Raw genomic sequence first — 21,466 nt, 5'->3', positions numbered from 1 at the left:
CAACGCCCAACAATCCCCGCAATAAAAAATTAATGTATTTCGGCTGAAAATTAGTGTTTTTGCATATATTCACCCTTAGATATATATCATTGTCATATAAATTTGTACCAATTAAATATAAAAAAAATGTTCCGCAATATTTCCAATTCACATGTTATAATTTCCATAGTAATATTCAAGAGGAGCCGTCTCAGTTCGATTGGATGCAACCCATCCATGAACAGGGGGGGCTTTTCAATCCGAAGTTCAGAATTTAGAAACTTACAGAAACCGGTGATCAGATGTTTCAATTCAAGTGGTTATGGCACAATTTGAAGGGGGATCGTGTACGGTATGTTCTTGCGTTGATCCTATCTGTAGTAGGCTCTTCGCTCACCATTATTAACCCGTACATCGGTCAACGCATTGTCGATACCTTTATCGTAGGCGACAATGCCATGCAAAATCTATCGCGCGAGAAGGCGCTGCTGATCGGTCTTTGCCTCGGCATGATCGGCTTTACCTTGCTGCGCACGGGTTTGTCCTATTTTACAACCCTCATGTACGAACGAGCTTCGCAAAACATGCTGTACCGTGTCCGAATTTATTTGTACAACAAAATTCAGGGCCAGGACATGAAATACTACGATCGCAATCGTACGGGCGACCTGATGACCAAGATGACGGGCGATCTTGATATGGTAAGACACTCCTTGGCGTGGATCATCAAGACGATCATCGAATCGTTGACCGTATTTGTAGCGGCAGTCGTCTATTTCTTCTTCATCGACGTCGAGCTCACCTTATGGCTGCTGATTCTGTCGCCACCGATCTTTATCGTGGCCTTTATTTTCGCCAGACGCGTCCGCCCCATGTATATCGATCTACGGGAACGCCTCTCGCAGCTTAATACGACCACTCAGGAAAATATCGCCGGCAATCGCGTCGTCAAGGCATTCGCTAGAGAAGAATTCGAGGTCCAGAAGTTCACGGAGAAGAATGTTAACTATTCTAAAGCKAACAAGACTGCGGCTATGGTATGGCTTGACTACTTCCCCTACCTGGAAACCTTCTCCCAGGCGTTCAGCGTAATCCTTATGCTTGCAGGAGGTCTATACATCATGGACGGGCGCATCACCTTCGGGGAATTCTCTGCCTTCTCCGCGCTCATATGGGGGCTGTCCAACCCTATGCGCAACATCGGCATTATCATTAATGACATTCAGCGCTTTTTTGCAAGCCTTAACAAAATCATCGATGTTTATTATGCTCATCCAGACATCGTTAACGAGCATAATACGGTTGATAAACGACGCTACCAAGGCCGTATCCAATTCGACCGAGTTAGCTTCAAATACGATAATGTAACGGTGCTTGAGGATATCAGTTTTACCGTCGAGCCCGGAGAGACGATCGCCATCATGGGCGCAACGGGATCTGGCAAAACAACGCTAATCAATCTGATTCCGCGCTTCTATGACGTAGCGAAGGGCAGCGTCCTGGTAGACGGCACCGACGTCCGCAAGCTGGAGCTGGATGAGCTTCGCGGCAATATCGGCATAGCCACGCAGGACGTTCTGCTGTTCTCCGACACGATAGACGGCAATATTTCATACGGCAATCCGGATATGCCGGAGGAAGAAGTGACGAGGTTCGCGAAGCTCGCCGCCGCCCACGACTTCATCGGCAAGATGCCGGACGGCTACAATACAATTGTAGGCGAACGCGGCGTCGGCCTGTCAGGCGGACAGAAGCAGCGAATCGCTTTGGCTCGCGCCATGGCTGTGCAGCCTCCGATCCTAATCCTCGACGACACGACCTCCGCTGTCGATCTCGAGACGGAGGAGCATATTCAGAAGAGTCTGCGGGAACTGGATTTCTCCTGCACGAAGATCATTATCGCCCAGCGCGTGTCTACGACGGCACAGGCAGACCGTATTCTTATTCTAGATAACGGCCGCGTCATTGAAGAAGGCACGCACGCCGAGCTCTTGGCGAAGCGCGGCTATTACTACGACGTGTTCATTCTGCAGAACGAGGGCATTGAAAGGGAAGTGACTACTCATGGCCAGAAATAAATTCGACATCGACGAGGATTTGGAGTCCCCCTTTGACATCCGACATTTCCGGCGGGCGCTTGTCTATATAAGGCGTCACCAAAAACCGATGATCATTGCTTTCATACTTAGCGCCCTGTCGGCGGGCATCGCGCTATCTGCGCCGCTCATCATTCAGCATGTAGTCGACGTGACGATTCCCGCGAAGGACAAGCTGTCGCTTATCGGATTGTCGGCGCTCACGCTTGCTACGATCGTCGTCAGCGTCATTCTCGCAACGATCCGCTCGCGCATCATGACCCGTGTCGGACAGGATATTATCTTCGATATCCGCACGGATCTGTTCAAGCACTTGCAGGAGCTGCCGTTCCAATATTACGACGACCGCCCCCAGGGCAAGATTCTGATTCGGGTCGTCAATTACGTCAACTCGGTATCGGATGTGCTGTCCAACGGCATCATTAACTTCATATTGGAGATCTTGAACCTTCTCTTCATCGGAGCCTTCATGTTCGCCGTTAATGCCAAGCTATCGCTTGTCATTCTCGGAGGACTGCCCATCTTCCTCGGCATCATGCTGCTCATTAAGACTAAGCAGCGCCGGGCGTGGCAAGCGGTATCCAACAAAAGCTCCAATATGAACGCCTATATGCAGGAGAGCATAAGCGGCATTCGCGTTACCCAAATTTTCACCCGCGAGCAGCATAACGAAGGCACTATGACCCGTCTGTCCGGCAATTACCGCAAAACGTGGATGAGAGCGATGTATTTCAACTTCTTGATTCCGTTCTCGGTAGACAACCTGGCGGCCATCGTGACGACAGCCATCTATTTCGTGGGTTTGTTGGCGCTTGGACCGGAAGAGGTCACATTCGGTGTCATTCTTGCCATGAGCAGCTATGCAGCGCGCTTCTGGCAGCCGATCCTTAGCATTTCCAACTTATATAACAGCTTCATCAACGCCGTTGCTTATTTGGAACGAATCTTCGAGACGCTCGACGAGCCGGTGACCGTAAGCGATATTCCGAAGGCTCGGGAGCTGCCGCCTATCCAAGGACGGGTAACGTTCGACGATATGACCTTCGCCTACGATCCAGGCCACAACGTGCTGGAAAATCTGAGCTTCGATATTCAAGCTGGCGAGAGCATCGCTCTTGTCGGTCCGACAGGCGCCGGCAAGACGACGGTCGTCAATCTGATCTCGCGCTTCTATAACGTTTCAAGCGGTAGGATTCTCATCGACGGCCATGACATTGCAGAAGTGAAGCTGAAGTCGCTGCGCAGTCAAATGGGCATCATGCTGCAGGACAGCTTCATCTTCTCCGGCACGATTATGGACAATATCCGCTACGGCAAGCTCGACGCCACCGAGGATGAGATTATAGCCGCTGCCAAAACCGTATGCGCCGACGAATTCATTCGCGAGTTCGAGAAGGGCTATATGACGGAGGTTAACGAACGGGGCTCGAAGCTTTCGCAAGGCCAAAGGCAGCTCATCTCGTTCGCTCGCACGCTGCTTGCTAACCCGCGCATCCTTATATTGGACGAAGCTACTTCATCCATTGATGCTCAGACCGAGCGCCTGCTTCAGCGAGGCTTGAACGAATTGCTCAAAGGACGCACTTCATTCATCATCGCGCATCGCCTCTCCACCGTGAAGAATTGCGACCGGATCATGTACGTATCAGATAAAGGCATTGCCGAATCCGGCTCGCATGACGAGCTGATGGCTCAGCGAGGCAGGTACTACAAGCTGCACTCCGCTCAGAAGATGGAGGCTTAAACCTCCAATTGAACAAAAAACAAGGCTCCAATCGTATCGTTCACGATTAGAGCCTTGTTTTTTTACCTTCCTAACAACTCTTCCATTATTAAAAGAAATTATTAAGAAGCGTATCGGAGAAAAATGAAACAATTGACAATCCAGTAATATGGTATAATTTATTGCAAGAAACGCTGATAGCGAGGTGAATGTACTATGCAATGGCAAGAAGTTCGGAATATTTACCCCAGCCAGTATGTTCTGCTTGAAATCCTGACTTCGCATACCGAAGGTAATATTCAGTATGTTGATGAAGTCGCATTGGTTAAAGCGATTCAAGATCCAGATGAAGCAACTAAACAATTATTTAAGTGCAAGGACAACAACATTGTCTACCATACCGGCCAAGAGAAAATAGCTATTGAACTTAGACATAACCCTTTATATAGGAGTAGACGAAATGCAGATTGAATATATTCACAATTTACTCCAAACATCCATGACCATTTGTTATAAAGGGCGCTCTTTAACTGTCGACAATTTAGTCATTGATACTGGCGCAGCGCATTCCCTTTTGTCTTCTGATATTGTTTCAGAAATCGGCATACATTTCKAGAATGGAGATACGCTTGTAAGAAGCTTTGGAATTGGCGGAGATGAGTATTCATTTCAAAAGCAGATAGATGAGGTTCAGCTCGGTAACTTTAACATGAAGAAATTTTAGAATTGATTTTGGCGTATTTCACGATGATATCAAATACATTAATGGACTTATTGGTCTAGATATACTTAAAGGCGGCAACATGGTCATCGATCTCATGAGGATGGAAATGTATCCTGCACCAATTACATAAAATACAAATGGGGACGTGCATCATTCGCACATCCCCATTTGTATACTTTCCTATATTTTAAAGCAAATCTGTTAACACCGTACATGCCTGCGTTTGAATCCTAGCCTCCCTTTCGCCGCTTCCTTCTGAATGTTAGCCAAAGCGTGTATGAGCTTGGTTGGTTTCTTGTCTTTACCGACTTCTACCGGGCCCACTGCCTCTGCGGTCTCGACCGCCTTCTCATGGAGCGGCACGTAGGATATCGCCACGGTGTACACAAAGTTATTCATCGAATATTTCGTGCGTTCGGGAGCATCATGGATCGTATTTCTCACCAGATCGAGCATATTGGCTAATTTGCTTTCGTCAAATTCACTGTCCTTCCGATTGCCCAGCAGCCAGCAGTAACAGCTCCACCCCGCCGACATTCGCAGCTCGTCACCGCTTGCGATCCATTTGTCGGCAACCTCTTGCGCAATATCCGCTTCTGCCAACGTAACCGAAACCACAAAATCGGACAGCATGTAGAAATAAGCCGTATCCATCCAGCGGTCATAATCGGCCGCCGTCATCGCATTGGGATCTGCAATAATGCCGGCAAAGTACATGGCATCGTAGTTACCTGTGGCGTAGAGCTGCTCCGCCAAAGGTTGATTGATTTTCGTTTTTTTGAAAATAGGCTTCATAGCGCCCGTAGCAACGCCGAATAGCGGCTCGTGCGCGCCATTGGAAATGTACATTTTCTTCATTCGTTCCTTGCCAAGCGCTTCGAGTTCTTGCATAACCTCTTCTAAATTCATCGTTCAACACTTCCTTTTTTATAGAGGTTTTACCTTTTATAAGTCTCTTAAACATGCAAATCGCGTTTCCTAAATAATATATACGTCATTATCGTCAAAACTGCAATCCATACGATAGATAAGAGGACAAATACAACATCCAACCCACCGCCGTACATAATATCTTTTGCTTCAAAATATTTAAACGGCGTCAACACTTTCAAGGTTTCGAGTTTCTCGTTCAAGTCGATGGCAATCGATAGAATGAACGTGATAAGCAGGATGCCGGTTGCAAGCGAGGCTGCCTTTTTCGGGTTTTTGTACGCGGCCGCGATCACCGTTCCTATAACTAGGAAGAGAAGCTGTAAGATGAACATTCCCGCCATAACGATGGCAATATCATCATTTACAGCTTCGCCATTACTGTACTTACCTACGATAACAACGCTCGAAACCCAGCCAACGATATTAAATATTAGGATATTGGCTAACGCCCCCAGTATTTTCGCCGTAACGATTTGATTGCGCGATGCCGGTTTCGTGAATAAAAACTCTGCCGTTTTATCCCGTTCTTCCTTTGCGATAATATTGGCTCCGAGCATGACCGCATGGATCGTTGCCATCAACAAAAAGTATATAGCCAAGATTCCAAAATAACCGCTAGCCTTGGATAGATCCAGATCCCCCGAGCCCATAAACGCTTTGAGAGCTTTGGGCATATCCTCCATCATGCTGTTAAGCTGTCCGCTTGCTGCCGTTGCTTCATATTTGTTCATACCGCTTGCAAGCAACAGAATGATTCCAATACTCCAAAAAATAATCGATTTTCGGTACGTCTTCATTTCCCTGTAAAAAACATTCATTTTGCACCCCATCCTGTCGTTTTCTCTTATACAGCATGAACATCTTTTTTCCTATAGACGGCGTAGCTGGCAGCGACGGAAACGATAATGATGCCGATAGCAGCCGTGAGATAGGAAGCTTCATACTTGGAGCTTTCGATAATCAGCTTAGGGTCAAAATATTTGAACGGAGACAAATAACGTTTGGCGCCATCATCGCCTGCCGCAACGAGCATGCCGATTACAAAAAAGGCGAACACGGTACCTAGTGAAACGGATAACACAGCCTTGATCTTAGGAAACACAACGGAAACGATAATTCCTATAGCAAGAAAAATGAGCTGTATAAACAACAAGGTTATCGAAATCATAAAAAATAGTTTCCCGCTATAATCTTCCGTCTTCATCTGGACTGCCATGAGGTTTGCCGCAATGAGATATAGAACATTCGTAACCGCTAATGAAACAACTGCAGCCATCAGCTTGGAAGTCATTATTTGCGTGCGCGTTACAGGTTTCGTTAAGAGAAAGTCTGCTGTTTTCTCACGGACCTCCTTGGAAACAATCGACGTTCCCAGAATCATCGCTTGAATAGCGCCGCAGAGCGTAATGTACATGAAAATATAAGAATAAAAGCCTAATAGGGTCCCTATGCTATCGAGCTCAATTCCTAGCGCTTTTCTGACGCCTTCGGGATAGCCTTCCAGCACCTTGGTAAATTCGTCAATGTCCTTGGACATGCCGGGAAAGAGCGAGAGGAATAAGATCATGATGCCAATTAAAGAGAGCGTCCATATCAGCATCGATTTTCTGTACGCTTTCAACTCATGCACAAACATATTCATCGCCGATCAGACCCCTTTTTCATAATAATGCATAAAGATTTCCTCAAGGTTCGGCTCTTCGATCCATAGGTTCTCGATTTCAATTTCAGCTATTTTTCTCATCACATGGTTGATGTTGCCTTTAAATAAAAAGCTCGTTGTTTTCCCATTCACMGAAATATTGTTCACGCCGGCCATATTGAAGAAATCGCGTTCTAGTTGTTCGGATGTATCTACCGTAAACTTTTTGTAGTTATTTTCTTTTAAAGTACTGATTTTTTCGACCGTAACGACCTTTCCTTCTTTAATAATCGCAACTCGATTACATAGCCGCTGAACTTCGCTTAAGATATGGGAGGAGAATAATATTGTGGCTCCTTTTTTATTCTCTTCTTCAAGCAATTCGAAAAACTTTTGCTGCATGAGCGGATCAAGGCCGCTGGTAGGTTCATCAAGAATAATGAGCTTCGGGCTATGGAGCAGCCCTTGAACGATACCCACTTTCTTTTTGTTGCCTAAAGACAGGTCATCTATTTTTTTCGTTAGATCCAGATCCATCATTTCAGCCAATTCTTTTATTCTTTTTTTGCAATCCTTTTTGAAAAAGCTGGCTGAGTAATTCAACAGGTCTGCGACCTTCATATTGTCGTAATAAAAAACCTCCGACGGCAAATAGCCGATTTCCTTTTTGATTTCCGGAGCAAACTTGATGCAGTCTTTACCGAATATCGTAGCGCTGCCGCTTGTCGGATAGATGAGAGACAATAACGTTCGGATCGTCGTTGATTTACCTGCCCCGTTCGGCCCGATAAACCCAAAAATTTCTCCCTCTTCAATGGAAAAACTAATATCAGTTATTCCTCTTGCTTTGCCGTAAGTCTTGGTCAGTTTGTTAATTTCGATCGCATTCATTGGGCAGCCTCCTCGTAATTTCCATGCTTATACGCAACAAAAAGAAGCCCAGAGAGCAGAGATACTCTACTCTCGGACTTCTTGCATAACGAAAAAGACGAGCCTATGCAAGGAACGATCGCGGTTCTCTCTCAATACGCTTACGAGGTTAGCTGTCGGATTCGGGCTTGAGAGTGCCCTACCTCATGCTTGCTAAGGCAAGCGAAAGGATTCACCCCATGAAACCATTCGGATGGTTTCGGTCGGGTCCCCCGTTTCCCTGTTCGGGAATTTAGCGTTTGACTAATTTAGTTGTTGAACAAATCATACGCCCAACCTTATGCAAAGTAAAACCTAAATTCAGAGGGTTTTAGCTGATTTTTGATCCAATCCTTGAATGGCATCGGCTTAATTGGGCAGTAGCACTTATTATCGATAAGTATGCCATTATTTGCTTGTATTTTCGTCATATAGCATGGAGATAGACGTTCGGCTGCGCTTGTACGCCCAGTGGTTCGTTGGTCCGCGGCCGCCGCCGATATTTATCCCGTCTTCGATCGCAGCTTGGATGAAAGCTTTCGCCTCGCGCATCGCACACTCAACATCAAGCCTCCTAGCGAGTCCGGCTGCAAGAGCAGCTGAGAATGTGCATCCCGTGCCATGCGTATGCCCCGTAGCGATTCGCTTGCCTGCCAGCTCGGTAAAATAACGGCCGTCGAACAGCAAATCCACGGCTTCCGCTCCCTCGTCGTGACCACCTTTGATAATGACATACCGGGCACCGAAGCCGGCGAGTCTCCTTGCCGCTTCTTCTTTATCCGTTTTACTCCGAATAGAGTTGCCCGTAAGCTGCTCGGCTTCCGGAATGTTAGGCGTCACGACTTCCGTAAGCGGCAATAGCTTGCCCGTTAAGGCGCGAATTGCCTCTTCTTGCAGAAGTACCGCGCCGCCTTTGGCTACCATAACCGGATCTACGACAACCTTCGTCCATCCGAACGTCCGGATCGCTTCGGCAACTGCTAATATGATTTCGCTGCTGAACAGCATGCCAGTCTTCACGGCATCAACCCCGATATCGTTGCCGACCGCATGGATTTGCCCAATAATCGCATCTGGACTCATTGGATATACGCCATGTACGCCAAGCGTATTCTGGGCAGTCACCGCCGTGATGGCGGACATGCCGAAGACGCCAAGCTCTTGGAACGTTTTCAGATCGGCCTGAATGCCCGCGCCTCCACCGCTATCGGAGCCCGCGATCGTTAAAGCCCTTGCAACCTGTTGTCTTGAATAGGTATCCATCTATACGCTCAACCCCTTCTTCCAAACCGTTCCGGTGAGAAAGCTTGATTATATTCGGCTGTATCCTTGCCTTCCAGGCAATCGGCAGCAAGTTTGGCGGTAGCCGGACTAAGCAGGATGCCGTTGCGATAATGACCGACCGCGAATGCGACATGGCTAGCTTCCTTCAATGAACCGATCAAAGGAAAACCGTCTTGCGTGGAAGGACGCAGGCCTGCCCATCGGTGGAATGGGGTCCGATTCTCAAGGAACGGAAACGCTTGTTTATTCCATTTCCTCAGCCGGTCGATCCCCTTATCCGTCACCGAAGTATCGAAGCCGGCAACATCCTCCGAAGCTCCGCATACCAACGTACCGTTTTCTTTGCCTACTAGATAACCCTGATTGCTAAAAACCATATGCCGAACAGGCTTCTCGTCTGCCTCATAAGCACAAATTTGGCCTCGGATCGGGTATACGGGAATGCGGATGCCGAACGTATCGGCAAGCTCCTGTACCCATGCTCCGGAGCATACTAGCAGCCTATCCGCGCTAAAATTTCGTTCATCCGCCGATTGAACGACAATTCCATCCCGCCATTCGCTGACGGTCAGCTTGCCCAAATTTTCATGAATGTTGACCCCTGTTAACCGGCAGGCTTGCTCAAGCGCGATTACATAATGCGGCGCGTAGAGATGGCTCTCTTCCGGCGTATGAAGAGCTGCCCGTACGTTCCTCGACAGATTAGGCTCGAGAGCGAACAAAGCATCTCCCTCCAGTATGCTTCCGGAGGATCCGAACTGCTGCTGCCATAGCAGCCTGCCTTCCAGGGCTAGCAAATCCGCCTCATGGTAGGCAATATAGAGACTGCCAGAGTTGGTATATTCGAAATTGCGGCCCGAGACCTGCTTCACCATTTGCTGCCATGCGGGATATAACTGCAGGCTCTGCAGACAAAATCGGAAAAAGGAATCGGGGCCTTCTAGATTCTCGGAATAAGGCGCCAGCATGCCCGCGGCCGCACCGGAAGCCTGTCCCCCGCAGCGATTAATTTCCAGCACCGTGACCTGATGCCCCCGACTCTGCAATTCGAGCGCGCAGGATAACCCGATGACTCCCCCGCCCATGATCAGAATACTCTGTTTCATTTCGCAACCAGCTTTCTTAGGAAGTCAGATTACTTCAGTTTATACTCATCGAATCCGCTGCTTGCCGACGCATATCGCTTCTTCTCGATACGTCCAGATAGATACGCTAGCCTTCCGGCTTCAATCCCCATTCTCATCGCCTGCGCCATGCCTACAGGGTCGGTCGCTTTCGCTACGGGCGTATTCATCAATACGCCCGATACACCGAGCTCCATAGCCTGGGCTACATCGCTCACCGAACCAAGACCGGCATCCACAATGATCGGCACTTTCGCTTCCTCGACGATTAGACCAAGGTTATAGGGATTAAGAATTCCAAGTCCCGTACCGATCGGTGCTGCTCCCGGCATGACTGCCGCAGCCCCGGCCTCTTCAAGGCGCTTGCATATAATAGGGTCGTCCGATGTATAAGGAAGAACGGTAAATCCTTCTTTGACGAGTATTTCCGTTGCTTTCAAGGTTTCGATCGGGTCCGGCAGCAGCGTGCGCTCATTCGCGCTAATCTCTACCTTGATCCAATCGCTCAAGCCGGAGGCGCGTGCCAACCGAGCAATGCGCACCGCTTCATCAGCCGTTCGCGCACCGGATGTGTTCGGCAGGTAGGTGTATGGCTCATTCTGCAAATGCTGAAGGATCGAATCATCCTCCGTGGACTCCAGGTTTATTCGCCGAATGGCAAAGGTCAGCACCTGAGCGCCAGAAGCTTTGATCGCTTCCATCTGAACATATGGATTAGGGAACAGCCCCGTACCGATGAAGAAGCGTGAAGTTAATTCATGGTTGCCTATCCGCAGAACATCGCGTGTCATTCGTCAACCTCCTCCTACAAAGTGTACGAGCTCAATGGGCATCCGGGGATGAACTTCCGTATCCGCCCATTGTTCCGTCTTCAGAACAACGCCGCCCGCTTCTACGACAACCGGCTTTCCTGCCAGCCCATAATGTTCAATGACCTCTTGAATCGTCCGTACGTCCAGTTCTTGCTTTAATCCATTGATAATAAGTTCCACGTGCTGTGTCCCCCTATTTGTTCAGCTTGCTTAGGAACGCTTCACAAGTCCCTTTGACATCGCTGCTCCCGACAATCTCGCTAACCGCGCAAATCCGCGTCGCTCCCGCTGCAATGACTTCATCCACATTGTTTAGTTTAATTCCGCCAATCGCAACGAATGGGATGCGGATATGCTGCGTTACCTCACGCACATACGAGACGCCCACCGGATCGACGACATCCGCTTTAGTCGCCGTTCGGTATACGGGACCGACCCCGATATAATCCGCGCCTTGTTGCTGTGCCAGCCATGCTTCTTGAAGCGCATGCGTGGAGATACCGATAATTTTGTCGCCTACGATTTTTCTTGCATCCAGCAAGGATACATCACCTTGGCCTAAATGAATGCCGTCCGCATCGACCTCCATCGCAACATCAATGTGATCGTTGACGATAAAGGTTACGTCATGCTTGCGGGTTAGTTCCCTAAGCTCCCTAGCTTTGCGCAGCAGCTCCTGTTTGCCGCTTGTTTTGTCCCGCAGCTGTATAATATCTACTCCGCCTTGGATCGCTTCCTCCATGACCTCGATCAAATCCCGATTCGGATGAAATTGCTCTCCGGTTATTGCATACAAACGGAAATCCCTCATCTTCCGTATCCCTCCTAATTAAGATCCGATATAACGGGCATATAAGGTTTTCGCCCGAACCAAGTCATCCGTCCCCTGCACGAATACGCGGCCATCGGGGAACAACACAAGCTGTTCGCCGTCCGGCAGCTCTGCCTTTAGCAAATAAGGATTCACCATAATCTTTACGCATACAGGCTCCAGCCTATGTCGCCAAAGCTCCAAATCCAGCGGCCCGCTTCCGGCGATCTGCACCGTGCCTCGCCCGCATAAGGAAATCGCCGAGTCCTGGTCGAATTTGTCCAGGGCAGGATACTCCTTTAACTGACAGCAAGGACAATTAATCGCAGGCTCTCCAAGCTTCATTTCATAATAGTGGTTATTCCATATATCGAACGTGACTAAGCTGTTGCGTCTATTGTCATTCGCATCGACCAAATACTTCAGAGCCTCGACCGCCTGATAGGAAGCTACGATATCGACCACGGGAGATATGACGCCGATCATATCGCAGGTTTGTCCGCCGGCATCCGCCGATTGAAGGAAGCAGCGCAGACACGGGGTACGGCCCGGGACTAGAATGGCGCTCATTCCCCGCGAGCTGACGGCGCCGCCGTACGTGAAAGGAATGCCCATACGAAAGCATGCATCGTTTAATAGAAATCTCGTTTGGAAATTATCCGTCCCGTCCAGCACTAGATCCATGCCCATAAGCAAAGAATCGATATTATGGGCGGTGACATCGGCCACAATCGCCTCGAGACGGACATCCGAATTGATCTTGCGGAGTTTCTTCTCCGCCGCAACGGCCTTCGGATAACCATTCAACACGTCATCTTCATCGTATAACATTTGCCGCTGCAAATTACTTCGTTCCACGTAATCCCGATCCACAAAACGTACCAAGCCTACACCGGCTCTGACCATATGATTGGCGAGCACCGTGCCTAATGCGCCCATTCCCACAATACATACCGCGCTGCTCGCCAGCTTCCGCTGCCCGGCTTCGCCGATTGGCGCAAACAGCATTTGTCTTGAATATCGTTCGTCCACCTGTTCTAGCTCCTTTGCCGCCTTATAAATGACGGAATGCCTGCTCGGCATCAACGTCCTGCTTAATCTGCCCTTGCTCCTTCAGCCAATCGATGATGGAGCTCCATGATTCTTCAGACTGGCTGCCGAAAGGCTCAGTCCCCGCATCCATCAGAGGAAGCAAGATATCCAAGCTTTTTCTCTCGATTTCAGCGTCCAGCGGAAACTCTTCGCTTTGCTGATCGAGCAAAATTTGCAGCGCTTCATCCGGATGGCTCACCGTATATGCTTGCCCTTTGGCGGCTGCCTCCATAAATTTTTTGATCGCATCTCTATTGCTCTTCAGTCCGTCCTCGCTCGCTGTCAGAACCAACTCATAATAATCCGGCACTCCGTACTCGGAAGGATCGAAAGCAATCAGCTTCTCGCCTTCCTTCTCCAATAACAGCTTCTCATGGTTCACGTAGCCCCCGATAATTGCGTCCACCTTATTCGTGGTCATTGCCGGAATCAGATCCCAGCCGACGTCCACGTAATCGAGCTTCGCCGGATCGCCGCCGTCCGATTTCACCATCGTATTCACGATCGCTTCGTCGAGAGGGATGGAGGGATAACCGATTTTTTTGCCGACGAGATCCTTGGGACTATGAATTTCTCCCGAATCGATTACCATGAGCTGATTAAGCGGATGACGAACGATTGCACCGACGGATACGATCGGAATATCCTCGGCGCGAGATATCGCTACCTGCATTTGGTAGCTGAGAGCTAAGTCGGCTTTACCCGTCGCGACTAGCTTAAGCGCATCATTCGTGTCCGCAGGCGTTTGGAGCTTGACCTTCAATCCGGCTTCTTCAAAATAGCCCTGCTCCTCGGCCGCATACAGGAAGGTATGCACGGCATTCGGATACCAATCCAGCAGTACTGTAAGCTCCGTCTCTCCGGACGAAGCTTTATTATTGGAGCTGCAACCCGAAGCCCCTATTAGCGCCAATACTAGAGCAATGGTTAGCCATGTACCTTTTTTCCTTGAACGAAACTTAATCATCAATGAACCTCCTTAAAAGAAATTTTATATTTATAGTTACGCCCTTCTTCGATGAGCAAGAAACGCCTTTTCCACTGCCAGCACCGCAAGGAACAGCAAAATGCCCATGGCCGACAGCAGCAGTACCCCTGAGAAAACCGCATCTCCCCGCAGCATGTTGGAAGCCCGCTTCGTATACATGCCGAGACCGCTCTCCCCGCCAAGCCATTCTCCCAGCGTAGCTCCGCCGACGCTAATAGCGGCAGCCATCTTCAGTCCCGTAAAAAATCCCGGCAGCGCGGATGGAATCTTCCACTTCAAAAAGCGATCGCGCTTGCCTGCCCCCATCGTCTGCATTAGCTCCCCGATATCGGGATCGGCGGAACGGAACCCGTCTGCCGTATTCACGGCAATGGGAAAGAACGTAAACAAGATCACCACGGCAACCTTGCTCCATATTTCATAACCAAACCACATCACCATAATCGGCGATAAGGCGATAATGGGAATCGTTTGGGACATGACAAGAAGCGGATAGATCGTCTTCTTGGCTAAGCCCGAGCTTTCGATCCATACGGCAGCCAGCACGCCAAATACGGCGGAAATTCCGAGCCCTAGCAATGCCTCTCCCAGGGTAACGGCAAAATGTTTGCCCAGCACCCGTCCGTTGTCCCACATGGATACAAATACATCCGACAGTTTAGGAATGATGTAATGCGGAATATCGAAAATGGTCGTTCCGGCTTCCCACCCGGCAACCAGCAGCAATCCGAAAACAAGCACAGGCCCATAAGCTGAAAGGTGCTTTCGTCTCATGACCTTCCTCCTTCTGAACCCCGAGCACCGCGTCCGATCAACCCTAGCAGTTGTCGCTTCAAGTCTATGAATGCCTCATCCAGCGCAATTTCATAGTTGCGAGGGCGGGGCAGACTTACGGCAAGCTCGCTAAGCGTTGCAATCGGTGATTGCGCCGCCACAAGCACCCGATCGGACAGCAGCAGCGCTTCGTCCACGTCATGGGTGATGAACAGAATCGTTTTGCGGTGCTGCTCCCATACCTGCAGCAGCCATTCTTGCATGCCGACTCGGGTCAGCGCGTCCAAAGCGCTGAAGGGCTCGTCTAGCAGAAACAGCTCCCCTCCCCCTAACAGGGAACGCAAGAACGATACTCTTTGGCGCATGCCGCCGGACAGCTCATGCGGATATTTGTGCTCCGTCCCTTCCAGCCCTAAGCCCGGAAGCAGCTCCATGACTTGACGACGAGCTTCACGCTTCGTTGTCCCTCCTAGTTCCAGCCCTAATGCAGCATTATCCAGCACGGTCCTCCAAGGCATGAGGCAATCCTTTTGGGGCATATAACCGATGTTCCCACCTTTCGACGCAACTGCAGCGGAGTCACCCGCCGCTCCTATAGCAATCGTTCCAGCCTGTGGGGTCAGTAATCCGCTCAATAATCGGAACAGGGTAGTCTTGCCTTTGCCGCTTGCCGCTAGAATACTGACGAACTCGCCTGGCCTAATATCGAAATCCAGCGCGTCGAACAAGGGAGGCTCTCCGGGAAAGGAGAATCGAAGGCCGCGAACCGACAGAGCGGGCGGGCGTTCTTCTATGTTACGTATGCTCAAACCGGCCACTCCTCTTGCCGGTAGGCCATATCCCAGAACATATACTCAAGCTTGGACGCGACGACGAAGCGTTCCTCCAACGTAGCAAGTTCCTGCTCGGGAAGCCCCTCCGCGAGCCGATCCATCAGACCGATACACCAGTCGGTAAGCGCCCCGAATTCCTCGGAGCTGTACATTAAGATCCATTCCCGATACAGCAGGTGGTCCAAAGCGCCGGGAACCTTCGAGTAAGCGACACCGATCTCCCGGTAGCTCCACATGCATGGGAGCAGAGCTGCCACTACTTCTGAAAGCGGCCCTTGCGAAGCGGTGTCCAGCAAATACTTCGTATACGCAACCGTGGTCGGAGAAGGACACGTCTGCGCAAGCGCCTCGCGCGTTACGCCGAAGCGCTCCGCGTATTGCCGATGAAGCTCCATCTCCACGTTCAGCGTAGAATGAAGCAGCTCCGCGAACTTCACCATCGTGTCGAGATCCCGTGCTTTCATGCTGCCTATCGCGAACATCTTGGCATAATCGATCAGGTACACATAATCCTGTTTGAGATAATAGATAAAGCGCTCGGGATCTAGTGTTCCGTCTCGTAGTTCCGTCAGGAACGGATGAGCGTGACTCTTACTCCATATCTCTTCGGCCGAACGGTACAGCCTATCGCTGAATCGGTTCATTCGTATCCACGCCCCTTTCATCATGATTCAAGGCTGATCGCCCGCTCTCCGTCATTTCCGGCTTTATCCGATTGCACCAGTCCGCAATAAAAGCAATCATTACTTTCACGTAATCGATCAGCTCTTGCCAGTCTGTACTCTCGTCTACGGAATGAGCCTTTGCAAGCTCACCCGGACCGTAGATAAGCGCCTCGATTCCTGCCCGTCCCAGCCAGCCTGCATCCGTCACAGACGGGCTCATACCGACGGCAGGCGCAACGCCGAGCACTTCTTGATGGATGGCGGACAATGCTTTCAGCCCTTCGCCTTCCGTATCCAGCACTAATGACGGGAATATCTCTCCCCGTTCCTCGATCATCGAACGGCCTCCCCAGCGGAAGGTAGGAGGATGATTCCTCAACCATGGATCCCCCTCTGCGACTCTTAGCAGATGCTCCTCGATTTCGGCGGCTACCGTTTCATAGTCCTCGTTCGGATAAAAGTGTACCGTAATCCATAGAGAGCATCGGTCTGCTACGAATGCCGCATGACGGCCTCCCTCGATAACCGCCGGATTGATCGTATTCGAGCCAGCCGGGAAACCCGGATAAGATTTGGTCACCGCGAAGTGTCGCTCCAGCTCTTGAAGTCCGGCGATTAGCTTGACCATCTTCTCGATCGCGCTGGCGCCTTGAACGCCGCCGCCCGCGTGAATCATTCGCGATCTCATCCCGTCATGGTAGGTGACCGGACTTTGTACCGTAACCCAGCCGGTAATGACTCCGCCTTGTCCTTGGATGGCCAGCCCGCTCGTATCCGCGACTACGGCTAGATCCGCCTTATATCCTCGCTCCATGCAAGCCCGAGTTCCTGCCTCGCCTGCCTCTTCTCCAATGACCGAATGAAACAGCAAATCTCCTTTAAGCTCTACTCCCGCTTCCTCAAGCAGCTTCACGGCGAACAGAAGGGCAGCGAGCCCCCCTTTCATATCCGCCGTTCCTCTGCCGTAAGCTCTGCCATCCTTCATCGTTAGTTTGAATGGATCACCTTGCCACTCCCGCGTATCCCCTACTTCGGCTACGTCCATGTGGCCATTGAGCAGCAAGCTTTGATAGTGATCCCGCTGAGTGCCCGGTTTAACCGCGGTAACATTCGGATCGCCGGGGTACACCTCCCACAATTCCGTTTCGAAGCCGCTTTTCTGAAGCTGTTCCTCTAGATACCGCTGTGCCTCTAACGTATTTCGCGCGGGGGGGCTAACGGTAGGAAAAGCAATCAAATCAGCCAATAGAGCAAACAGTTCATCCTGTCTCTCCTCCGCTTGCTGCTGTACCTTGGTAATGATAGAATCAATCATTTTTAGTCTCCTTCGCTTGGCAGAAGGCGCGAACAACAGAAAAAAACCATTCGAGAATAAACGAATGGTTACGATTCGATAAGTTCTCTACGCCAGCATTACCTGGATCAGATTAACGGTCAGGGAAATACGTTCCCTATCTCAGCCGGACTTCATCCAGCACCCATACTCTATTAAATTAACACTACTATAGCTCACAAGTAAGTTTTTGGCAACAACAGTTAATTCATCGACTGTTTTCGGAGGGCTAATGGACAGAAGCGACGCTAAGAAGGCATATGAATGCTTTTTTGATTCATTACGTGCGTGTAACGTACCTTAATGTCCATTAGAAACGGTACCTAGCATAAAATGATCGCTGAGCGTTCGTAGTGTCCATTAGAAGAAACGAAGCCAAAACCATACTAATTATAGGTCATCCATGCCGTACTTCCCAGAACCTCAAAGCCTTGCTTAAACCAAAAGTTGCGCGATTTATCTAAGGTGTACACGTACATTGTTTGATTAGGGTATTTCGATTTAAGCCAGTTAATAAAGAAAGCCGCATATCCACTACCCTCATATTCCTTCAGAACATCCAGCGCTTCAATGAATATAAAATCAGATTTGTTTTTAATATCAATATAGAAATCCTTCTCCAGATACTTCTCGTCATCGTTAAAATAATCTTTTTCCGCCTTGTGGATTAACTGTTTCCCATTAGCGTATTCCCAAATCACGCCGTAGCCGACCATATTAGAGCCAGCTTCAATCAAATGTATTTCTTTCGGAATTTCCGAGCTATCCTTCTTGCTGAGTTCCCCAGCATGATAACCGGATTTCAATTCGCCTAATAAGGTCTGCATGTCTTGGTCAAATGGTTTCGAAATAATGGCAGGCATTTTGTTTTATCTCCCTTTGCTCTCTCTTCTCTCCACACTATTGTATCAAATCATGCTGTCTTAACAAAATAAACAGGAAGCGGATCGAGGGATCGTTCCGTTTCCTGTTTGATATTTGTGTCGATTCTTATTATTTACGCCTACGAAGCTTGCGCTTGCTCTTGCCACTCTTTTTAGTCAGTTTGATCGCGCCTTGACCGCCTTGATTCGAGTTTGCCCGTATGTGAAGAGAATGCATTTGCTTGTTTATAATTCCGATCAAAAATTAACGAGCAGCTACCATATTTAATGCTAGCCTCACTTTTCTAGCAAATATTAGCGGCTTCTCTACTGTTTCAATATTGATATAAATCAAATTATGCCTGTCTAATAACCATTCGTTATGGACGGACGACACCTTTACACCTTGACTACGAATAGCCAGCAGGAAAGTATTTACCTCTTCTCTTGAAATGCCGCTCTTCCTAAACATAGAGCCTTTCCTGTCTTCGCATTTAAGGATTCGAACGAAAACGAGGACGTTACCTGAAATCTTTTTCCCTAAATAGTGGCTCTTATCCCATTTCGGTTGATAGTCGAGACGCATTTGCCGCCTGCAAAGCCGGATTGCCCCCCGATAATGGTAGAAAAACGCTCACAAAGCGTAACGCTATTAGGCATCCTACATTCCTCCCTTGTTTTCATATATGGCATGAATACAGGAAGAGGATTGAATCGGAGAATCGCCTCGATTATCAAAAGATATACGGTTTATTTGGCTACTAAATCAAATATTCTCATAATCAAGAGTCCGCATATCACTCCCGTTAGAGCGCTTATAAGCGTACCCAGCAAAAATTTCTCCGCGTAACCTTTGTCGTCGAATTGTTTATAACGCGTCATCGCCTTTAAAGCCCCTAGGAAAGCAATTCCGGTATAGGCCCCTTTTACAACTAAAACGGCTATCAAAAACCTTTCTATGATTCCGATATAGCTGGCTACTCGTGGCGAGGAATCGTTAAACCGGCTGATATTGTACGATATTTTATTTTTGACCTCTGTTTTTCCATCTTCTTTTTCTGTAATCTCTAACGTTCTTTCCATATGAAAATCTCTATACTCTTTTTGCGTGAGCTTATGCAATGCATCAACTTCGCTTTTAATATAGGACTCCGTTCCTTTCTTCTCGCTGTCCGTTATTGAACCTGATGGAAACGCCTGAAAGGGCGGAAATAGCAACTCTCTCGTATATTCGGTTACAGTCCTTTCCTCAGCCCCAGCGGCAGCTTGCTGTTGCACGGTTTCGGCTTCTGCAAGAGCTTGTCCCTTTTCAATATCTGCAGATTCCATACTTGGCTGAATCACATCTTTAGTAATAAGAGCAATCAGCACAGAAGTAACCGCTGTTGAGAATACAACGACGATGAGGAAACAATATACTTTAGTCTCGCTCGATAGGATATCGCCCGTTCCCGATAAAAAATGATAAAGCTTCAGAACATTATCTTTATGAGTACCGCTGAATCCGTTTACAACATAGTACAGAGTTGCATATATAACGCCAACATGAAGCAATAATTCGCTCACGAACAGGATTGTTTTTTTATTAGCGAAAAATGATTCATTTGTATTTAAAAAACGAAATGCCAGCTTGAATATGTAATGAGCAACTGCGATGATTGCGATCGCTAGTCCCATTTGCTTAAAACTAGAATATAGAATCAAAACGGCTATCAAGACAATCGGATAAATAAAGCTTTGAACGTATACAATCGTCTTTTTGTATTTTTCCTTTATCACGTATTCCGGCCTTAAGCAGAACTCAGCCAATAAATAAGCAAATACGAAAATAACAAAATAATTAAGCATGATGCTCTCCTTCTCTATAGTTTTGTTGGATAAAATCGAGCAGCTTCTTAAGGCTGAACTGTGCATCCTTAACTAACTGGTAGTTGGATCTCTGGACGATTTTATAGACGCCGTTTTCCGTAATACCGATATGATCGGCAATTTCAACATTTGTAATTTCAGGATTGTTCTCAATAAGCGCCACGACTTCCTTCTGTTTGTCGGTCCTCTTTTCACCATTTTCGTTGATATAGCTTAACAGATGATTGATGACTTCATAAGGGGTCCCATCCTCTAACGAATATACGAATGTGCTAATATATTTATTGTATTGATTGTATTGCTTTGAATACGATTTGCTTTTTTTTAAATAATAGTCTCTTGCGCGAAATGCGCTGTTTATTGAAGATCCATTAATGAAATCGAGATTGGTTTCATCGGTTTCATCTATAAAGCCGAGTCCAATTCCAATATAGGCAGAAAATCTAAGATCGTTTTCCGAGACAGCATTCATAAGACTATATAATTCGAAATAAGCATCGTAACCTCTCGAGAAAGATGAAAAGATCGCAATCAATTCATCTCCTCTTCGAATGGTAAATGGAATTAAGCACTCTTTATTGATTAGCTCGTTTTTTAATCTCGAATTAAGTTTCTTGGCTATTTCTTTAAGCTCTTTCGTAACTAATTCACGCTTCGTGGAGTTTTTGACATCAAGTGCAATCGTCATATAAGATTGTCTACCCATTTGAAACCTCCCCTGCATTTTTTAGGTAGAATGATCTCTATGAGTATATCATAAAAACATTAGCCTGAGGATGCAACAACTTAGATATTGGACATATTTGTGTCCAAATATTTTTCTGGACGTTTTTATGTACAATAGTTTTTTTGGACGTTTTTAGTGCAATAAAGCGACGACCCACACTGAGGCACAGTTCCGTCCAAAAAAGAGCCTCTGCAGAAGAAAACACCAAATTCCGACACCAAATTCCGACTGACACAAAATACTTTCTGAGTTCATAAAAAAAGCGGAACGCTCGGCTTTGGCAGC

Annotated in this window: 22 protein-coding genes, 1 pseudogene and 2 riboswitches; of the genes and pseudogenes, 4 read left to right on the top strand and 19 right to left on the bottom strand. The window is 48.2% G+C overall.

Annotation, left to right across the window (positions count from 1 at the left end):
- Window positions 1–281 precede the first annotated feature (281 nt).
- The 4 genes from AC1DF0_RS24020 (at window position 282) to AC1DF0_RS24005 (ending at window position 4,522) form a co-directional block, all read left to right on the top strand.
- Window positions 282–2,057: an ABC transporter ATP-binding protein gene (locus AC1DF0_RS24020; protein WP_477575571.1), complete on the top strand. Its 1,776-nt coding sequence runs from the start codon at window positions 282–284 to the stop codon at window positions 2,055–2,057.
- Window positions 2,044–3,819, top strand: coding sequence for an ABC transporter ATP-binding protein (locus AC1DF0_RS24015; protein WP_477575570.1), 1,776 nt, complete (start codon window positions 2,044–2,046; stop codon window positions 3,817–3,819). Before AC1DF0_RS24020 ends, AC1DF0_RS24015 begins: the two co-directional genes overlap by 14 nt.
- A gap of 195 nt (window positions 3,820–4,014) precedes the next feature.
- Entirely contained in the window at window positions 4,015–4,269 is a 255-nt protein-coding gene (locus tag AC1DF0_RS24010; RefSeq protein ID WP_442051116.1) for a hypothetical protein, read from the top strand.
- A complete protein-coding gene (locus AC1DF0_RS24005) occupies window positions 4,259–4,522 on the top strand; it encodes a retropepsin-like aspartic protease (protein WP_477575569.1) in 264 nt (87 codons plus the stop codon). Before AC1DF0_RS24010 ends, AC1DF0_RS24005 begins: the two co-directional genes overlap by 11 nt.
- Before the next feature lie 201 nt (window positions 4,523–4,723).
- Here AC1DF0_RS24005 and AC1DF0_RS24000 read toward each other — a convergent pair whose 3' ends face one another.
- The 19 genes and pseudogenes from AC1DF0_RS24000 to AC1DF0_RS23910 all read right to left on the bottom strand — a co-directional run bounded on the left by AC1DF0_RS24000 (window position 4,724) and on the right by AC1DF0_RS23910 (window position 21,160).
- Complete coding sequence (locus AC1DF0_RS24000; RefSeq protein ID WP_477575568.1) at window positions 4,724–5,431, bottom strand: DNA alkylation repair protein; 708 nt, start codon at window positions 5,429–5,431, stop codon at window positions 4,724–4,726.
- Window positions 5,432–5,478: 47 nt separating this feature from the next.
- The gene (locus AC1DF0_RS23995; protein WP_477575567.1) at window positions 5,479–6,273 is read right to left on the bottom strand and encodes an ABC transporter permease subunit; all 795 of its coding nucleotides are present in this window, start codon (window positions 6,271–6,273) and stop codon (window positions 5,479–5,481) included.
- Between the two features lie 26 nt (window positions 6,274–6,299).
- Entirely contained in the window at window positions 6,300–7,097 is a 798-nt protein-coding gene (locus tag AC1DF0_RS23990; RefSeq protein ID WP_477575566.1) for an ABC transporter permease subunit, read from the bottom strand.
- 6 nt (window positions 7,098–7,103) lie between these two features.
- The gene (locus tag AC1DF0_RS23985; RefSeq protein WP_477575565.1) at window positions 7,104–7,988 is read right to left on the bottom strand and encodes an ABC transporter ATP-binding protein; all 885 of its coding nucleotides are present in this window, start codon (window positions 7,986–7,988) and stop codon (window positions 7,104–7,106) included.
- Window positions 7,989–8,109: 121 nt separating this feature from the next.
- Window positions 8,110–8,275, bottom strand: a riboswitch (cyclic di-AMP (ydaO/yuaA leader).
- A gap of 139 nt (window positions 8,276–8,414) precedes the next feature.
- A complete protein-coding gene (thiD, locus tag AC1DF0_RS23980; RefSeq protein ID WP_477575564.1) occupies window positions 8,415–9,269 on the bottom strand; it encodes a bifunctional hydroxymethylpyrimidine kinase/phosphomethylpyrimidine kinase in 855 nt (284 codons plus the stop codon).
- An 8-nt stretch (window positions 9,270–9,277) separates the two neighbouring features.
- Window positions 9,278–10,396, bottom strand: a complete 1,119-nt coding sequence (gene thiO / locus AC1DF0_RS23975; RefSeq protein ID WP_477575563.1) for a glycine oxidase ThiO — start codon at window positions 10,394–10,396, stop codon at window positions 9,278–9,280.
- 29 nt (window positions 10,397–10,425) lie between these two features.
- Window positions 10,426–11,205, bottom strand: coding sequence for a thiazole synthase (locus AC1DF0_RS23970; protein WP_477575562.1), 780 nt, complete (start codon window positions 11,203–11,205; stop codon window positions 10,426–10,428).
- Window positions 11,206–11,208: 3 nt separating this feature from the next.
- A complete protein-coding gene (gene thiS, locus AC1DF0_RS23965) occupies window positions 11,209–11,406 on the bottom strand; it encodes a sulfur carrier protein ThiS (RefSeq protein WP_442051108.1) in 198 nt (65 codons plus the stop codon).
- A 13-nt stretch (window positions 11,407–11,419) separates the two neighbouring features.
- Window positions 11,420–12,037: a thiamine phosphate synthase gene (thiE, locus tag AC1DF0_RS23960; RefSeq protein WP_477575561.1), complete on the bottom strand. Its 618-nt coding sequence runs from the start codon at window positions 12,035–12,037 to the stop codon at window positions 11,420–11,422.
- A gap of 18 nt (window positions 12,038–12,055) precedes the next feature.
- Window positions 12,056–13,120: a ThiF family adenylyltransferase gene (locus tag AC1DF0_RS23955; RefSeq protein WP_477575560.1), complete on the bottom strand. Its 1,065-nt coding sequence runs from the start codon at window positions 13,118–13,120 to the stop codon at window positions 12,056–12,058.
- Window positions 13,092–14,096 (bottom strand): ABC transporter substrate-binding protein, encoded by a 1,005-nt coding sequence (locus AC1DF0_RS23950; RefSeq protein WP_477575559.1) that lies wholly within the window; start codon window positions 14,094–14,096, stop codon window positions 13,092–13,094. Before AC1DF0_RS23950 ends, AC1DF0_RS23955 begins: the two co-directional genes overlap by 29 nt.
- 36 nt (window positions 14,097–14,132) lie before the next feature.
- Window positions 14,133–14,891: an ABC transporter permease gene (locus tag AC1DF0_RS23945; RefSeq protein WP_477575558.1), complete on the bottom strand. Its 759-nt coding sequence runs from the start codon at window positions 14,889–14,891 to the stop codon at window positions 14,133–14,135.
- A complete protein-coding gene (locus AC1DF0_RS23940) occupies window positions 14,888–15,709 on the bottom strand; it encodes an ABC transporter ATP-binding protein (protein ID WP_477575557.1) in 822 nt (273 codons plus the stop codon). Before AC1DF0_RS23940 ends, AC1DF0_RS23945 begins: the two co-directional genes overlap by 4 nt.
- Window positions 15,697–16,368: a thiaminase II gene (tenA, locus tag AC1DF0_RS23935; RefSeq protein WP_477575556.1), complete on the bottom strand. Its 672-nt coding sequence runs from the start codon at window positions 16,366–16,368 to the stop codon at window positions 15,697–15,699. Before tenA ends, AC1DF0_RS23940 begins: the two co-directional genes overlap by 13 nt.
- Window positions 16,349–17,704: an acetylornithine deacetylase gene (locus AC1DF0_RS23930; protein ID WP_442051101.1), complete on the bottom strand. Its 1,356-nt coding sequence runs from the start codon at window positions 17,702–17,704 to the stop codon at window positions 16,349–16,351. The genes tenA and AC1DF0_RS23930 overlap by 20 nt, the downstream gene beginning before the upstream one ends.
- Before the next feature lie 67 nt (window positions 17,705–17,771).
- Window positions 17,772–17,881: riboswitch (TPP riboswitch) on the bottom strand.
- Window positions 17,882–18,108: 227 nt separating this feature from the next.
- Window positions 18,109–18,585 carry a GNAT family protein gene (locus AC1DF0_RS23925; protein ID WP_477575555.1) on the bottom strand — a complete coding sequence of 159 codons (477 nt, stop codon included), beginning with the start codon at window positions 18,583–18,585 and terminating at the stop codon, window positions 18,109–18,111.
- 265 nt (window positions 18,586–18,850) lie between these two features.
- Window positions 18,851–19,245: pseudogene (locus AC1DF0_RS23920) on the bottom strand (DUF1259 domain-containing protein).
- Between the two features lie 90 nt (window positions 19,246–19,335).
- The gene (locus tag AC1DF0_RS23915; RefSeq protein ID WP_477575554.1) at window positions 19,336–20,433 is read right to left on the bottom strand and encodes a DUF3307 domain-containing protein; all 1,098 of its coding nucleotides are present in this window, start codon (window positions 20,431–20,433) and stop codon (window positions 19,336–19,338) included.
- On the bottom strand, window positions 20,426–21,160 hold the full coding sequence (locus AC1DF0_RS23910; RefSeq protein WP_442051098.1) for a winged helix-turn-helix domain-containing protein: 735 nt from the start codon (window positions 21,158–21,160) through the stop codon (window positions 20,426–20,428). The genes AC1DF0_RS23915 and AC1DF0_RS23910 overlap by 8 nt, the downstream gene beginning before the upstream one ends.
- Between the last annotated feature and the right edge of the window lie 306 nt (window positions 21,161–21,466).

This window comes from Paenibacillus sp. 05T425, from assembly GCF_056396205.1.
This window is presented reverse-complemented; position numbering and strand designations above follow the sequence as displayed.

What these genes read in the sequence shown, in the direction of transcription:
- AC1DF0_RS24015 (WP_477575570.1), top strand. Translation starts at nt 2,044, where the DNA reads ATGGCCAGAAATAAATTCGACATCGACGAGGATTTGGAGTCCCCCTTT.
- AC1DF0_RS24010 (WP_442051116.1), top strand. Translation starts at nt 4,015, where the DNA reads ATGCAATGGCAAGAAGTTCGGAATATTTACCCCAGCCAGTATGTTCTG.
- AC1DF0_RS24000 (WP_477575568.1), bottom strand. Translation starts at nt 5,431, where the DNA reads ATGAATTTAGAAGAGGTTATGCAAGAACTCGAAGCGCTTGGCAAGGAA.
- AC1DF0_RS23995 (WP_477575567.1), bottom strand. Translation starts at nt 6,273, where the DNA reads ATGAATGTTTTTTACAGGGAAATGAAGACGTACCGAAAATCGATTATT.
- AC1DF0_RS23990 (WP_477575566.1), bottom strand. Translation starts at nt 7,097, where the DNA reads ATGAATATGTTTGTGCATGAGTTGAAAGCGTACAGAAAATCGATGCTG.
- thiD (WP_477575564.1), bottom strand. Translation starts at nt 9,269, where the DNA reads ATGGATACCTATTCAAGACAACAGGTTGCAAGGGCTTTAACGATCGCG.
- thiO (WP_477575563.1), bottom strand. Translation starts at nt 10,396, where the DNA reads ATGAAACAGAGTATTCTGATCATGGGCGGGGGAGTCATCGGGTTATCC.
- AC1DF0_RS23970 (WP_477575562.1), bottom strand. Translation starts at nt 11,205, where the DNA reads ATGACACGCGATGTTCTGCGGATAGGCAACCATGAATTAACTTCACGC.
- thiE (WP_477575561.1), bottom strand. Translation starts at nt 12,037, where the DNA reads ATGAGGGATTTCCGTTTGTATGCAATAACCGGAGAGCAATTTCATCCG.
- AC1DF0_RS23955 (WP_477575560.1), bottom strand. Translation starts at nt 13,120, where the DNA reads ATGCCGAGCAGGCATTCCGTCATTTATAAGGCGGCAAAGGAGCTAGAA.
- AC1DF0_RS23950 (WP_477575559.1), bottom strand. Translation starts at nt 14,096, where the DNA reads ATGATTAAGTTTCGTTCAAGGAAAAAAGGTACATGGCTAACCATTGCT.
- AC1DF0_RS23945 (WP_477575558.1), bottom strand. Translation starts at nt 14,891, where the DNA reads ATGAGACGAAAGCACCTTTCAGCTTATGGGCCTGTGCTTGTTTTCGGA.
- tenA (WP_477575556.1), bottom strand. Translation starts at nt 16,368, where the DNA reads ATGAACCGATTCAGCGATAGGCTGTACCGTTCGGCCGAAGAGATATGG.
- AC1DF0_RS23930 (WP_442051101.1), bottom strand. Translation starts at nt 17,704, where the DNA reads ATGATTGATTCTATCATTACCAAGGTACAGCAGCAAGCGGAGGAGAGA.
- AC1DF0_RS23925 (WP_477575555.1), bottom strand. Translation starts at nt 18,585, where the DNA reads ATGCCTGCCATTATTTCGAAACCATTTGACCAAGACATGCAGACCTTA.
- AC1DF0_RS23915 (WP_477575554.1), bottom strand. Translation starts at nt 20,433, where the DNA reads ATGCTTAATTATTTTGTTATTTTCGTATTTGCTTATTTATTGGCTGAG.
- AC1DF0_RS23910 (WP_442051098.1), bottom strand. Translation starts at nt 21,160, where the DNA reads ATGGGTAGACAATCTTATATGACGATTGCACTTGATGTCAAAAACTCC.